At 31.0% G+C, this 13,455-nt stretch carries 15 protein-coding genes; all 15 read left to right on the top strand.

Translation table 11 applies throughout. The features are described 5' to 3' along the window. The first annotated feature begins 22 nt into the window (after nucleotides 1–22). The 15 genes from KCTC32516_RS10955 to KCTC32516_RS10885 all read left to right on the top strand — a co-directional run bounded on the left by KCTC32516_RS10955 (nucleotide 23) and on the right by KCTC32516_RS10885 (nucleotide 13,447). Nucleotides 23–505: a glutathione peroxidase gene (locus tag KCTC32516_RS10955; protein WP_301400497.1), complete on the top strand. Its 483-nt coding sequence runs from the start codon at nucleotides 23–25 to the stop codon at nucleotides 503–505. Then, nucleotides 506–985: an SRPBCC family protein gene (locus KCTC32516_RS10950; RefSeq protein WP_301400496.1), complete on the top strand. Its 480-nt coding sequence runs from the start codon at nucleotides 506–508 to the stop codon at nucleotides 983–985. Further along, a complete protein-coding gene (locus KCTC32516_RS10945; RefSeq protein WP_301400495.1) occupies nucleotides 985–2,256 on the top strand; it encodes a cryptochrome/photolyase family protein in 1,272 nt (423 codons plus the stop codon). The genes KCTC32516_RS10950 and KCTC32516_RS10945 overlap by 1 nt, the downstream gene beginning before the upstream one ends. A gap of 108 nt (nucleotides 2,257–2,364) precedes the next feature. Further along, nucleotides 2,365–2,793 (top strand): DUF2141 domain-containing protein, encoded by a 429-nt coding sequence (locus KCTC32516_RS10940; RefSeq protein WP_301400494.1) that lies wholly within the window; start codon nucleotides 2,365–2,367, stop codon nucleotides 2,791–2,793. A 31-nt stretch (nucleotides 2,794–2,824) separates the two neighbouring features. Then, nucleotides 2,825–4,189, top strand: coding sequence for a 2TM domain-containing protein (locus KCTC32516_RS10935; protein WP_301400492.1), 1,365 nt, complete (start codon nucleotides 2,825–2,827; stop codon nucleotides 4,187–4,189). Then, nucleotides 4,164–4,490, top strand: coding sequence for a 2TM domain-containing protein (locus tag KCTC32516_RS10930; RefSeq protein ID WP_301400490.1), 327 nt, complete (start codon nucleotides 4,164–4,166; stop codon nucleotides 4,488–4,490). The genes KCTC32516_RS10935 and KCTC32516_RS10930 overlap by 26 nt, the downstream gene beginning before the upstream one ends. Before the next feature lie 13 nt (nucleotides 4,491–4,503). Next, entirely contained in the window at nucleotides 4,504–4,803 is a 300-nt protein-coding gene (locus tag KCTC32516_RS10925) for a 2TM domain-containing protein (RefSeq protein WP_301400489.1), read from the top strand. Nucleotides 4,804–4,810: 7 nt separating this feature from the next. Next, nucleotides 4,811–5,143 (top strand): 2TM domain-containing protein, encoded by a 333-nt coding sequence (locus tag KCTC32516_RS10920; protein WP_301400488.1) that lies wholly within the window; start codon nucleotides 4,811–4,813, stop codon nucleotides 5,141–5,143. A 5-nt stretch (nucleotides 5,144–5,148) separates the two neighbouring features. Next, nucleotides 5,149–5,466: a 2TM domain-containing protein gene (locus tag KCTC32516_RS10915; RefSeq protein ID WP_301400486.1), complete on the top strand. Its 318-nt coding sequence runs from the start codon at nucleotides 5,149–5,151 to the stop codon at nucleotides 5,464–5,466. A gap of 1 nt (nucleotide 5,467) precedes the next feature. Beyond that, on the top strand, nucleotides 5,468–6,223 hold the full coding sequence (locus KCTC32516_RS10910) for a LytR/AlgR family response regulator transcription factor (RefSeq protein WP_301400485.1): 756 nt from the start codon (nucleotides 5,468–5,470) through the stop codon (nucleotides 6,221–6,223). A gap of 367 nt (nucleotides 6,224–6,590) precedes the next feature. Continuing rightward, complete coding sequence (gene rpsA / locus KCTC32516_RS10905; RefSeq protein WP_301400484.1) at nucleotides 6,591–8,423, top strand: 30S ribosomal protein S1; 1,833 nt, start codon at nucleotides 6,591–6,593, stop codon at nucleotides 8,421–8,423. Nucleotides 8,424–8,511: 88 nt separating this feature from the next. Next, nucleotides 8,512–9,408, top strand: a complete 897-nt coding sequence (locus KCTC32516_RS10900) for a serine hydrolase (protein ID WP_301400483.1) — start codon at nucleotides 8,512–8,514, stop codon at nucleotides 9,406–9,408. A gap of 331 nt (nucleotides 9,409–9,739) precedes the next feature. Then, nucleotides 9,740–11,131, top strand: coding sequence for a phosphoglucosamine mutase (gene glmM, locus KCTC32516_RS10895; protein ID WP_301400482.1), 1,392 nt, complete (start codon nucleotides 9,740–9,742; stop codon nucleotides 11,129–11,131). Nucleotides 11,132–11,183: 52 nt separating this feature from the next. After that, the gene (locus KCTC32516_RS10890; protein WP_301400481.1) at nucleotides 11,184–11,966 is read left to right on the top strand and encodes a hypothetical protein; all 783 of its coding nucleotides are present in this window, start codon (nucleotides 11,184–11,186) and stop codon (nucleotides 11,964–11,966) included. Between the two features lie 11 nt (nucleotides 11,967–11,977). Beyond that, on the top strand, nucleotides 11,978–13,447 hold the full coding sequence (locus KCTC32516_RS10885) for an aminotransferase class V-fold PLP-dependent enzyme (RefSeq protein WP_301400478.1): 1,470 nt from the start codon (nucleotides 11,978–11,980) through the stop codon (nucleotides 13,445–13,447). The last annotated feature ends 8 nt before the right edge of the window (nucleotides 13,448–13,455 follow it).

Genomic DNA, 13,455 nt, shown 5'->3' with positions numbered 1-13,455 from the left:
TCTCATCAATAAAAAAGAAAAAATGGAAACAAATAGTTCATTATACAACATAGAAATTAAGAGTATTTCTGGAGAAAAAATAAATTTATCAGACTATAAAGGCAAAAAAATATTGTTTGTAAATGTGGCTTCAGAATGTGGCTTTACGCCACAATACGAAGGTTTACAAGAATTATATGAGCAGTATAAAGACAAATTAATGATTATAGGCGTTCCTTCTAATCAGTTTGGTGGTCAAGAACCAGGAACAGCAACAGAAATTCAGTCTTTTTGTAAAATCAACTTTGGAGTTACTTTTTTAATTACTGAAAAGGTTGATGTAAAAGGCGATAAGCAACATCCATTATATGCGTGGTTAACCCAAAAAGAACAGAATGGTGTTAAAAATTCTTCAGTAAAATGGAATTTTCAAAAGTATTTAGTAGATGAAAATGGAAAGTTAATTGATTACTATTTTTCCTTAACAAAACCAATGAGTAGAAAGATTACAAAATATTTAAAATAAATGATTCAGTTTTTTAAACACTCAGGTATTTATACGTTAGAAGCATCACAAGAATTAAATATTCCGTTATCAGAAGCGTGGAATTATTTTTCATCACCAGAAAATTTATCAAATATTACTCCACCAAAAATGGGTTTTCACATCACTTCTAAAGTGGATAAAAAAGCGTATCAAGGTCAGATTGTAACGTATAAAGTATCTCCAATTCCGTTTGTAAAAACAAATTGGGTTACAGAAATTACCGCAGTAAAAGAACACCAATTTTTTATTGATGAACAACGTTTTGGTCCTTATTCTATGTGGCATCACGAACATTTTTTTGAGTCGTTACCAAACGGTAAAACCTTGATGAAAGATAAAATATCGTATAAAATTCCTTTTGGATTTTTAGGAGGAATAGCACAATCTTTATTTATAAAAAAACAATTGCAAACTATTTTTGAATACCGAGAAAAAGTATTAGATACTATTTTTAAATAATGAATGTATTTTGGTTTCGTAGAGATTTACGTTTAGAAGATAATGTTGCTTTATACAAGGCAACTTTAGAAAAAGAACCCGTAATTCCTCTTTTTATTTTTGATATAGATATTATAGATTCTTTGCCAAAAGATGATGCAAGAATTACGTTTATTTTTAATACTTTAAAAAAGATTGATACTGAATTAAAAAAAGTCAATTCATCAGTATTAATTAAGATAGGAAAACCAATTGAAATTTGGAAAGAGTTAATTTCTGAATATAAAATCGATAAAGTTTTTTACAACAAAGATTACGAACCCTATGCAATTTCTAGAGATTTAGAAGTTGCTCAGTTTTTAAATTCAAAAAACATTGGAGTTTTTTCGTATAAAGATCAGGTTGTTTTTGAAGAATCAGAAGTTGTAAAAGCTGACGGATTGCCGTATACTGTTTTTACACCTTATAAAAACAAATGGTTGTCAAAATTTAATGATATTTCATTATCTGAAAATAATCCTAAATCTAATTTTTACAATTTCAAAACGGTTTTTCCTTCTTTAGAATCCATTGGTTTTGTGGAAAGTAAAATCAAAGTAAAACGGTATAATTTAGCTCATTTAGATCAGTACGATGCTATTAGAGATTTTCCGTTTGTCGATAAAACATCTTATGTTTCTCCGTATTTGCGTTTCGGTTTAGTAAGTGCTAGAAAATTGATTAAAATTGCACTTAAAAGTAATGCAACCTATTTAAGTGAATTAATTTGGAGAGAATTTTTTATGCAGATTTTATTTCACTTTCCGAAAGTTGTTACTCAGAATTTTAAAAGTAAATACAATCAGATTGAGTGGAGAAACAACGAGCAAGAATTTGAAGCTTGGTGCAAAGGAGAAACGGGTTATCCGATGGTTGATGCAGGAATGCGGCAGTTAAACCAAACAGGATATATGCACAACAGAGTCCGTATGGTAACAGCAGGGTTTTTGTGTAAACACTTATTAATTGATTGGCGTCTAGGAGAGGCTTATTTTGCTGAAAAATTAGTAGATTATGATTTGTCAGCTAACAATGGGAATTGGCAATGGGCGGCAGGAACAGGATGCGATTCTGCTCCATATTTTAGAATTTTTAATCCAACAGAGCAACTGAAAAAGTTTGACAAAAATTTAGAATACACCAATACTTGGGTAAAAGATTTGAACGAATTTACGTATCCACAACCAATTGTGGAACATAAATTTGCTAGAGAAAGAGCATTATTTACCTATAAAAAAGGGTTGAATTTATAAAGTTCTACAATTCATCCTTAAAAAAATACAATTCGGTTTCTTTTCCTTTTCTAAACTTGTTTGTTAGTACATCTTTGTGGTGTCATTAACAATTAAAAACAAGAAATCATGAAAGTATTCACAGCAATTTTCGCATTTGTAGTTGTATTTCAAACATCAATGTATACAGCTAAAAAAACAAATACAGAAAAAAGAACCATTACAGTATTAGTAACAAATGTGTCTAGTGATAAAGGTACAGTAAGTTATGCTTTATACGATAAAGAAAACTTTATGAAAGTGCCAGTTCAGGCAAAATCTAGCTCTCCAAAAGGGAAAAAAAGCACAGTAGTATTTACGGATATCGAATCTGGTAATTATGCCATTATTTGTTTTCATGACGAAAACAATAATGATAAAATAGATTTTCAACCCAATGGTATGCCATTAGAAGATTACGGAGTTTCTAACAATCCAATGAGTTTTGGCCCACCAAATTTTGACGAAGCACAGTTTGAGGTTTCAGATAAAAATGTAACTTTAGAGATTAAGTTTTAAGAGCAAAACCTACATCGATAAATAAAAAGACATGAGTCAAGAGAAAAATAGTTCAACACTAAATAAGATAAAGAGAGACGTTATTATTTGTTTGAAATTAACGATCGGTTTTGGAGTCTTTTTTGTAATTGTAAATCAACAGTTTACCTTAAAAGGTGTTGGAACTATTTTTTTATTTTCTGCAATGTATTCTTTCGGACTAGGATTAGGAAACGGTTATATTAATGAATACTTAAATACCAAATGGAGTTGGGTAGAACAAACAAATCAACGACTAACCGTAGGAATTATAGCAACGATATTTTATACAATCTTTATTGTATTGCTAATTCATTATGTACAATATGTGTTGATTCTTGGATATGGTTTTGAACATTTTTTCTTTGGAGAGTTGTTTTTGGTGCATGTATTTACAATAATTGGTGCGTTAGTAATTGCTGTATTTTTCCATGCTCGTGGATTTATGATCAATTGGAAAGCATCGCAAACACAAAAAAGCAACAAACAAGAAATTGTTGCAAAAACAGAAACCGCAAAATTTGAGTCTCTAAAAAACCAAATTGATCCACATTTTTTATTCAATAGTTTAAATGTATTAACCTCTTTAATTAGCGAAAACCCGAAGCAAGCAGAGCGCTTTACAACAAAATTGTCTAAAGTATATCGCTATGTTTTAGAGCAGAGAAACAAAGAATTGATTCCGCTTTCTGAAGAATTGCAATTTGCAAGAACGTATATGGAATTGTTGCAAATGCGATTTGAAGATGCCATACAATTTGACATTCCATCAGAAATTAGCAACGAAGAATTAAAAATTGTGCCTTTATCATTACAATTGTTATTAGAAAACGCCGTAAAACACAATGTGGTTTCATCAAGCAAACCATTAAAACTTAGCATTTTTGAAGAAGACGGAGCCTTAATTATAGAAAACAATGTCAATCATAAAGAAGCAATTGGTAAAAGCACAAAAATTGGATTAAGAAACATTACAGACAGGTATTATTTACTAACAAAAAGAAGTGTAGAAATCACAAATGATAATGTAACCTTTAGAGTAAGCTTGCCATTATTAACAAAAAATAACAACATTATGTACACAGAAGAGATTCAAAACTCAAGCTATGTAAGAGCTGTAGAAAAGGTAGAGAAGTTAAAAGAATTTTATCAAAACCTAGCGTCTTACTGTATTGTCATTCCATTTTTAATATTCATCAATTTATACACTTCGCCACAGTTTTACTGGTTTTGGTTTCCAATGTTTGGTTGGGGAATTGGAGTGATATTCCACGGATTAGACGTGTATAATTACAATCCATTTTTAGGAAGAAACTGGGAGGATAAAAAGATTAAAGAATTAATGGAAGAGAATGATGACACATCAAATTGGGAATAATATGGAACAGAGTTTTATAGAAGAGCAACGGTATTTGAAAGCAAAAAAGAGAGTAAAAGACATTAAAGGGTTTTATATTCATCTAGTAATAGAGATTGTCTCTCTAATTATAATTGTAACAGTTAATTTGGTTTTTTCTCCAGGATATCATTGGTTTTGGTTTGCTGCTCCAGGAATTGTATTTGTAGTGATACTACATTGGTTTTTAGTTTTTGGACCTTCTAAAATTGGGTATGGAAAAGATTGGGAAGCCAAAAAGATTCAAGAATTGATGGATAAAGATAGAAAACATTCAAAATAAAAAGTTGGAAATCATGAAAGAATTTACCGAAGAACAAAAGTATTTAAGAGCAAAAAAACAAGTAGATAAAATCAAAGGGTTTTATGCTAATCTAGCATCGTATTGTATTGTAATTCCTTTTTTAATATTTATAAATTTACAATTTGTGCCAGAGTTTCACTGGTTTTGGTTTCCAATATTTGGTTGGGGAATGGGATTAACATTTCACGCAATGGATACCTACAATTACAATCCGTTTTTAGGAAGAAATTGGGAAGAAAAAAAGATCAAAGAATTGATGGAAGAAGATGAGAGATACAAACAGTATAAATAAAGAAAGTATGAAAAACGCAGAAACAATAGAAGGTATTAAATATTTGAGAGCAAAAAAAAGAGTTGAAAAAATTAAAGGATTTTATGTTCATTTAATTGTCTATATAATCGTCAATACATTTTTAAGCGGAATCATCATTTTTGGTTTAATGAATGATGGCGTTGATTCTTTTGAAGAAGTGCTACAAAATTTCGGAGTGTATTCTACTTGGGTTTTTTGGGGAATTGGAGTCTTTTTTCACTGGTTAGGAGTTTTTGGGTTTAATGTTGTAGGGAAAAACTGGGAAGAGAAAAAACTAAAAGAGATTTTAGAGGAAGAAGAACGCAATGCTAAATTTTAAAAATAATGGAAACGAATAATAGGAATGATAAATACATAAAAGCTAAAAAAAGAGTAGAAGCTTTAAAAGGATTTTATAAACATTTTGCTTTTTATCTTGTAATCAACGGATTTTTTATTGGTAGAAGAATTTATTTGGATATTTCTTATGGCGATTCTTTTCTAGATGCTTTTACAGAAATCAGCAATTACAGATTGTTTTTTTGGTGGGGAATCGTTTTAACATTTCACGCAATAAATGGATATAAATTTAATTTTTTTGGTAAAAATTGGGAAGAGCGTAAAATACAAGAAGAAATGAATAAGGATCATAATAAGTTTTAGCATGAATGTAATTATTATAGAAGACGAAAAACCAGCTGCAAGAAGATTAAGTAGGATGTTGGTAGAATTGGGAGTAGAAGCAAAGCAAATGTTGCATTCTGTAGAAGAATCGATCGAGTGGTTTCAGAATAACGAACATCCAGATTTAATTTTCTTAGACATTCAGCTGTCAGATGGTTTGTCTTTTGAAATTTTTGAACATGTTACTATTTCTAGTGCCATTATTTTTACAACTGCGTATGATGAATATGCGCTAAAAGCGTTTAAATTAAATAGCATCGATTATTTATTAAAACCGATTGATGAAGACGAATTAAAAACTGCGGTAGATAAATATAAAAGTCACCGTGTAAAGCAGACAGATGTTCAGCTAAATTTTGAAGACATTAAAAAACTACTAGTAAACCCGATAGATAGAAAATACAAAAAACGTTTTACCATAAAAGTCGGTCAGCATTTAAAAATTATTTCTACAGATGATGTAGAATGTTTTTACAGCGAAAATAAAGCAACCTATATTCATACAACCACAAATAGAAGTTATTTGTTAGATGGCGCTTTAGAAGAAGTACAAGCCGAATTAGATCCAGAAAAATTCTTTCGAGTAAACAGAACTTTTATCGTGCAAATATCAGCAATAAAAGACATTGTTGCGTATACCAATAGTCGTTTAAAAATCATTCTAAACTCGTATTCAGAAACAGAAATTATAGTGAGTAGAGAGCGAGTTAAAGACTTTAAAGAGTTTATTCAATAATTGTTATTTTGAGCGTAGTGGAAAGGTTAAAAACCAGATTTAGTAAGAATAGTTAGTTTGCAGTTTTCAATAGCAGTTTGCAGTTAGATCCTAATTACAAACAAACCTGTCTATTCTCTTTTTTCTAAAAATCTAACAGTCTAACAGTCTAACAGTCTAGGCTCTTAGCTCCTCAAATTGTCACATTGTTAAATTAAATCATTGTTATATTAACCATTGTTTAATTACAAATATTTTGTACATTTGCACTCCTTTTTACGAGAACAGATTTATAAAAGGAATTAGAAAACAATTATTTATATAAACATCTCTTGATGTTGTTGCCGTTAAAAATCTGAATAACAACAAGATACAAAGTAAATTCAGAATGTCTGAAGAAACAAAAAACACTGAAGAGCAAGTTGTTGCTGCTGAAGTACAAGAAACAGCAACTGAAGCTGTTGCAGAAACAGTTGTAGAAACTGTAAACCCACAAGAATTTTTAGCAACCTTTGATTGGCACAAATACGAAGAAGGTATTGAAGCTGTTGATGAAAAGAAATTAAAAGAATTCGAAAAAGCGTTAGAAGGAACAGTAGGTTTCGTAAACGAACGTGATGTAATTGAAGGAACCGTAGTAAGATTAACAGAAAGAGATGCCATTATTGACATCAATTCTAAATCTGAAGGAGTTATTTCTTTAAATGAATTTCGTTACAATCCTAGCTTAGCTGTTGGTGATGTTGTAGAGGTTTTAGTTGACAAAAGAGAAGATAGCTCAGGTCAATTAGTTTTATCTCACAAAAAAGCAAGAGTAATTAAAGCTTGGGATAGAGTTAACAACGCACACGAAACAGGAGAAATAGTTAATGGTTTTGTAAAATGTAGAACAAGAGGAGGAATGATCGTTGATGTATTCGGAATCGAAGCATTCTTACCAGGATCTCAAATTGATGTTAAACCAATTAGAGATTACGATCAATACGTAGAAAAAACAATGGAATTCAAAGTTGTGAAAATCAACCACGAATTTAAAAACGTTGTCGTTTCTCATAAAGCATTAATCGAAGCGGATTTAGAAATCCAAAAGAAAGAAATCATTGGTCAATTAGAAAAAGGACAAGTATTAGAAGGTATTGTTAAAAATATTACTTCTTATGGTGTATTTGTTGATTTAGGTGGTGTTGATGGTTTAGTTCACATTACAGATTTATCTTGGTCTAGAATCAATCATCCAAATGAGGTTGTTGAGTTAGATCAAAAATTAAACGTTGTAATTTTAGACTTTGATGATAACAAATCTAGAATCCAATTAGGATTGAAACAATTATCTGCGCATCCTTGGGAAGCGTTAAATGCTGATTTAAAAATTGGTGATAAAATAACAGGAAAAGTTGTTGTTTTAGCTGATTACGGAGCATTTATTGAAGTTTCTGAAGGTGTTGAAGGATTAATTCACGTTTCAGAAATGTCTTGGTCAACGCATTTACGTTCTGCACAAGATTTCGTAAAAATTGGTGACGAAGTAGAAGCACAAATTTTAACCTTAGATAGAGAAGACCGTAAAATGTCTTTAGGTATTAAACAATTACATCCAGATCCTTGGACAGATATTACTAAGAAATATCCTGTTGGTTCAACTCATACTGGTACAGTAAGAAACTACACTAATTTTGGTGTGTTTGTAGAGTTAGAAGAAGGAATTGATGGATTGGTTTATATTTCTGATTTATCTTGGACTAAGAAAATTAAGCATCCATCAGATTTTACATCTGTAGGTGATCAATTAGAAGTTCAAGTTTTAGAATTAGATGTAGAAGGTCGTAAATTAAATTTAGGACACAAACAAACTCAAGACAATCCTTGGGATGCTCATGAAGCAACGTACGCTATAGATTCTTTACATGAAGGAACAATTTCTGAAAAGAATGATAAAGGAGCTACAGTAACATTTGCTGATGGAGTAGAAGGTTTTGCACCAACTCGCTTTTTAGATAAAGAAGACGGTGGAAAATTAGAAAAAGGAGATACTGCACAATTCAAAGTTTTAGAATTTTCTAAAGAATACAGAAGAGTAGTAGTTTCTCATACATCTATCTTTAAAGAAGAAGAGAAGAAAAATGTAAAAGCAGCTTCTAAAAAAGCAGCCGAAGCAGAAAAAACAACTCTTGGAGACATTAGTGGTTTAGCTGATTTAAAGAAGAAAATGGAAGGGAAATAAAACCTTTTCTTAATTCATATATAAAACGCCGTTGATTTTTTCAATGGCGTTTTTTTATTAAATTAGCTCTCAAATTAAAATAATAATTATGATAAAATACATCAAACAGCTATTTTTAAGTTCACTTTTTTTTGTTGTAATTTCTTGTACAGACAATTCGAAGTCTTTAGATGCTTTAAAAACTACAATCGAAAATCAAATCTCGAATATTGAAGGAGAAGTAGCCGTGGCATTTTTAGATTTGTCTGATGAAAAAAACCACGTGTTTATAAATGTTGATGAAAAATTTCATGCAGCAAGTACCATGAAAGTTCCTGTGATGATAGAATTGTACAAACAACAATCTGAGGGAGAAATAAATTTAAATGATTCTATCCTGCTTAAAAACGAATTTAAAAGCATTGTTGATCAAAGTTTATATAGCATGGATATTGGTGATGATAGCGACGATGTTATTTACAGTAAAATTGATACAAAACAAAAGCTATACGATTTAATGTATAGCATGATTACCGTAAGCAGTAATTTAGCAACCAATGTGTTGATAGAATTGGTTGATGCAAAAAAGACAACGACTACTATGAGAAGTTTAGGAGCTGGTAAGATAGAAGTGCTGCGTGGAGTTGAAGATATAAAGGCATATCAAAAAGGTCTAAGCAATTCTACCACAGCAAATGATTTGTTGGTAATTATGAAAGCAATAGCAATTGGAACAGCGGGAACAAAAGAAGATTGCGAAGCAATGATTGCTACTTTAAAAGATCAAAAATGGAATGATATGATTCCGAAATATTTACCAAAAAATATTGAAATTGCACATAAAACAGGTTCAATAACAGGTGTTCATCACGATGCTGCAATTGTGTACTTACCGAACGGTAAAAGTTATTTACTGATATTACTTTCTAAAAACTTAAAAGATTTTGATAAAAGCACCGATCAATTAGCTAAGATTTCTAAATCTGTGTATTATTTTATGAAATAGTTTTTTTTGTCATTCCTGCGGAGGCAGGAATCCAGACTGACTTAAATCGATTTTGTAGATTCCCAATCAAGTTGGGAATGACACTATTTGCCTTTTGTCTTTCAACTTTTGGCTGTATCAATCTTATATTTTTTCACGGATACAACAAATTGATTTTTATAAAGATATAGATTTTAGTCTAAAGTTTACAAGTTAGCTTTGCCTCTTTGCTGCTTTGATTATTACTGGTCATTCAACTTTCAACTTTTAACTTTTAAACTTTATAACTTCCTTCTTTTCATTTATCTTTGTTCAGCAGATACTGAATCTGGTTCAGTAAAATAAAAAGAACATGACATTAATAAAATCTATTTCAGGAATACGAGGAACTATCGGAGGAAAAACTGCCGATAATTTAACCCCCATTGATGCGGTAAAATTCGCCGCTGCTTATGGGGCTTTTATTCTAGAAAGAAATAAAAATAAAAAAAAAATTACTGTAGTTTTAGGAAGAGATGCGCGTATTTCTGGTAAAATGATTTCTAGTTTGGTTGCCAATACGTTGGTCGGATTAGGAATTCATGTGGTCGATTTAGGTTTGTCTACAACTCCAACTGTTGAGGTTGCTGTTCCGTTAGAAAAAGCGGATGGAGGAATTATCTTAACGGCTTCTCACAATCCAAAACAATGGAATGCCTTAAAGTTGCTAAATGAAAAAGGAGAATTTTTAAACGGAGCAGAAGGAGAATTGATTTTACAGAAAGCAGAAAATGATGATTTTGATTTTGCAGCCGTTGATGATTTAGGAAGCTACACAAAAGATAAAAGTTACTTACAAAAACATATTCAAGAAGTGTTGAACTTAGAATTGGTAGATGTTGAAGCAATCAAAAAAGCGAAATTTAAAGTAGTTGTTGATGGTGTAAATTCTACTGGCGGAATTTTTATTCCTGCTTTGTTAAAAGAATTGAGTGTTGAATGTGTAGAATTGTATTGCGAACCAAACGGAGAGTTTCCACACAATCCAGAACCTTTAAAAGAACACTTAACCGATATTTCTGAATTAGTTGTTAAAGAAAAAGCTGATTTAGGAATTGTGGTTGATCCAGATGTTGATAGATTAGCTTTGATATCAGAAGACGGTTCTATGTTTGGCGAAGAATATACATTGGTTGCTTGTGCAGATTATGTGTTAGGAAGATTAGGAGGCGGAAATACCGTTTCTAATTTATCATCATCAAGAGCATTAAGAGATGTTACCGAAAAATACGGTGGAATTTATACTGCAAGTGCAGTTGGAGAAGTAAATGTGGTGATAAAAATGAAAGAAACAAATGCTGTAATTGGTGGAGAAGGAAATGGCGGAATTATTTATCCTGCTTCGCATTACGGAAGAGATTCTTTAGTTGGAGTTGCGTTGTTTTTATCGCATTTAGCAAATAAAAAAATGTCTTGTAAAGAATTACGTGATTCGTATCCAAGTTACTTTATGAGTAAAAATAAAATTGAGTTAACGCCACAAATAAATGTTGATGAAGTACTAGAAGCTATGGCTTCTAACTACCAACATGAAAATGTAAATACCATTGACGGAGTGAAAATAGATTTTGCAAACGAATGGGTTCATTTGCGTAAATCGAACACAGAACCAATTATTAGAATTTATACAGAAAGCACTTCACAAGAAAATGCAGATGCTTTAGCAAAACGATTTATAAAAGAAATAGAAGATGTTATTGCATAAAAAAACAACAAAAATTTTCACACTTTTAATTGTATTTCTTGTCAGTGGAAAAATGATTGCTCAAGAACCAGTCCAACAGAAAGTATCAAATAAAGGAAAGTTTTATGTCTATTGGGGCTGGAATCGAGGAACGTACTCTAATTCTGATATTCGTTTTAAAGGAGAGAATTATGATTTCACTTTATCAGATGTTACAGCGAATGATAGACCAACAAAATTTGGAATAAATCCATATTTTAGATTAGACAGAATAACAATTCCGCAAACAAATTATAGAATTGGATATTTTTTCAAAGAAAATTACACCATTTCTATTGGAGTAGATCATATGAAATATGTAATGAATGCAAATCAAAATGTACTCATTAACGGAACAATTAATACTGGATCTTCTTATGACAAAGTCTACACCAATGAAAACATTCAATTGGTTGAGAATTTTTTAACTTTTGAACATACAGATGGATTGAACTACATCAATGCAGCAGTGAATCGGTTTGATGATTTTAGTTACCTAATTGGCTTAAATTCTGAAAATTTTCAAATCAATTTAACCGAAGGATTGGGAGCAGGAATTTTATTTCCGAAAACAAATACAAAATTATTAGGAAAAGAAAGACACGATGATTTTCATATTTCTGGTTGGGGAGTTTCAGCTAGTGTTGGATTAAATATTACTTTTTTAAAACATTTTTTTATACAATCTGATGTAAAAGCAGGATATATAAATATGTCAGATATTAGAACCACAAAAAGTGCATCAGATACTGCTTCACAAAGTTTTTATTTTATAGAAAATACCATCTTACTTGGAGGAAGGTTTAGATTATTTTAATAGTTAATAGCATGAAATCATTAGAACACTATTTTAGCCAATTTAGAACTCATATTGTTGGAGTGGATCAAAAATTTGAATCTCCTTATGGAGAACAACATTTAATGTATACAGATTGGACTGCTAGCGGAAGGTTATACAGACCGATTGAAGAAAAATTGTTAAATGATTTTGGTCCTTTTGTGGCAAATACACATACAGAAACATCAACTAGCGGAGCGGCGATGACGTTGGCATATCACGAAGCTAGAAATATGATTAAGCGTCATGTAAACGCATCAGAAGATGATGCGTTAATTACCGAAGGATCAGGAATGACAGGCGTTGTAAATAAATTTCAACGTATATTAGGATTAAAAATTAGTGAAAGCTTAAAAGAACATACAACAGTTCCAGATGAATTAAGACCCATTGTTTTTGTTTCTCATATGGAGCATCATTCAAATCAGACTTCTTGGCTAGAAACCATTGCAGATGTTGTTGTAATTCCGTGTAACCAAGAAGGATTGTTGTGTTTTGATAGTTTTGAAAAATTGATAAAAGAACACGAAAGTAGACCTATTAAAATAGCTTCAATTACAGCCTGTTCTAATGTAACCGGAATAAAAACAGATTATCATCAAGTTGCAAAAATAATTCATGCAAATAACGGGTTGTGTTTTGTAGATTTTGCTTGTTCTGCGCCGTATGTAGATATTGATATGCATCCAGAAGATGAAGATGCATCTTTAGACGCAATTTTCTTTTCTCCACATAAATTTTTAGGCGGACCAGGAACTTCTGGAGTTTTAATTTTTAATAAGAAATTGTATAAAAATCTAGTGCCAGATAATCCTGGAGGAGGAACGGTAAGTTATACAAATCCTTGGGGAGAACACGATTATTTTGACGATGTAGAAATGAGAGAAGATGGTGGAACACCAGCTTTTATGCAAACCATAAAAATTGCTTTATGTATTCAGCTAAAAGAAAAAATGGGCACCAATAAAATTCATGAGAGAGAAGAAGAAATCAATACAAAATTATTTGCTTGTTTAGAGTCGATTCCGAATGTACATATTTTAGCGCCAACTCATAAAAAACGTTTGGGCATTTTTTCATTTTATGTAAATCATGTTCATTTTAATTTAATTGTAAAATTATTAAACGACCGTTTTGGAATTCAAACTCGTGGTGGTTGTTCTTGTGCAGGAACGTATGGACATTTCTTGTTAAATGTAGATCAACAACGATCAAATGCGATTAAAAAACAAATTATTGAAGGTTGTTCTGTAGAAAAACCAGGTTGGGTTCGTTTGTCAATTCATCCAACGATAACAAATGCAGAAGTTAATTTTATTTGTGATGCTTTAAAAGCAGTTTGTGAAAATGTAGAAGTGTGGAAAAATGATTATGATTACGACATAGTAAATAACGATTATAAGCATAAAACGCATTTGTCTATAGAAAAAGCCTTGGTAGAAAAATGGTTTGCTAACTAAACTAGACT

Source organism: Polaribacter huanghezhanensis, from assembly GCF_030444335.1.
In the GTDB taxonomy this organism is placed as follows: Bacteria; Bacteroidota; Bacteroidia; order Flavobacteriales; family Flavobacteriaceae; genus Polaribacter; species Polaribacter huanghezhanensis.
Note: the sequence above shows the minus strand (reverse complement) of the source record. Positions and strands in the feature narration are given on the sequence as shown.

Coding starts and splice junctions, on each gene's coding strand:
- KCTC32516_RS10950 (WP_301400496.1), top strand. CDS start 506: ATGATTCAGTTTTTTAAACACTCAGGTATTTATACGTTAGAAGCATCA.
- KCTC32516_RS10920 (WP_301400488.1), top strand. CDS start 4,811: ATGAAAAACGCAGAAACAATAGAAGGTATTAAATATTTGAGAGCAAAA.
- KCTC32516_RS10945 (WP_301400495.1), top strand. CDS start 985: ATGAATGTATTTTGGTTTCGTAGAGATTTACGTTTAGAAGATAATGTT.
- KCTC32516_RS10915 (WP_301400486.1), top strand. CDS start 5,149: ATGGAAACGAATAATAGGAATGATAAATACATAAAAGCTAAAAAAAGA.
- KCTC32516_RS10890 (WP_301400481.1), top strand. CDS start 11,184: ATGATTGCTCAAGAACCAGTCCAACAGAAAGTATCAAATAAAGGAAAG.
- glmM (WP_301400482.1), top strand. CDS start 9,740: ATGACATTAATAAAATCTATTTCAGGAATACGAGGAACTATCGGAGGA.
- KCTC32516_RS10885 (WP_301400478.1), top strand. CDS start 11,978: ATGAAATCATTAGAACACTATTTTAGCCAATTTAGAACTCATATTGTT.
- KCTC32516_RS10935 (WP_301400492.1), top strand. CDS start 2,825: ATGAGTCAAGAGAAAAATAGTTCAACACTAAATAAGATAAAGAGAGAC.
- KCTC32516_RS10900 (WP_301400483.1), top strand. CDS start 8,512: ATGATAAAATACATCAAACAGCTATTTTTAAGTTCACTTTTTTTTGTT.
- KCTC32516_RS10940 (WP_301400494.1), top strand. CDS start 2,365: ATGAAAGTATTCACAGCAATTTTCGCATTTGTAGTTGTATTTCAAACA.
- KCTC32516_RS10955 (WP_301400497.1), top strand. CDS start 23: ATGGAAACAAATAGTTCATTATACAACATAGAAATTAAGAGTATTTCT.
- KCTC32516_RS10910 (WP_301400485.1), top strand. CDS start 5,468: ATGAATGTAATTATTATAGAAGACGAAAAACCAGCTGCAAGAAGATTA.
- KCTC32516_RS10925 (WP_301400489.1), top strand. CDS start 4,504: ATGAAAGAATTTACCGAAGAACAAAAGTATTTAAGAGCAAAAAAACAA.
- rpsA (WP_301400484.1), top strand. CDS start 6,591: ATGTCTGAAGAAACAAAAAACACTGAAGAGCAAGTTGTTGCTGCTGAA.
- KCTC32516_RS10930 (WP_301400490.1), top strand. CDS start 4,164: ATGATGACACATCAAATTGGGAATAATATGGAACAGAGTTTTATAGAA.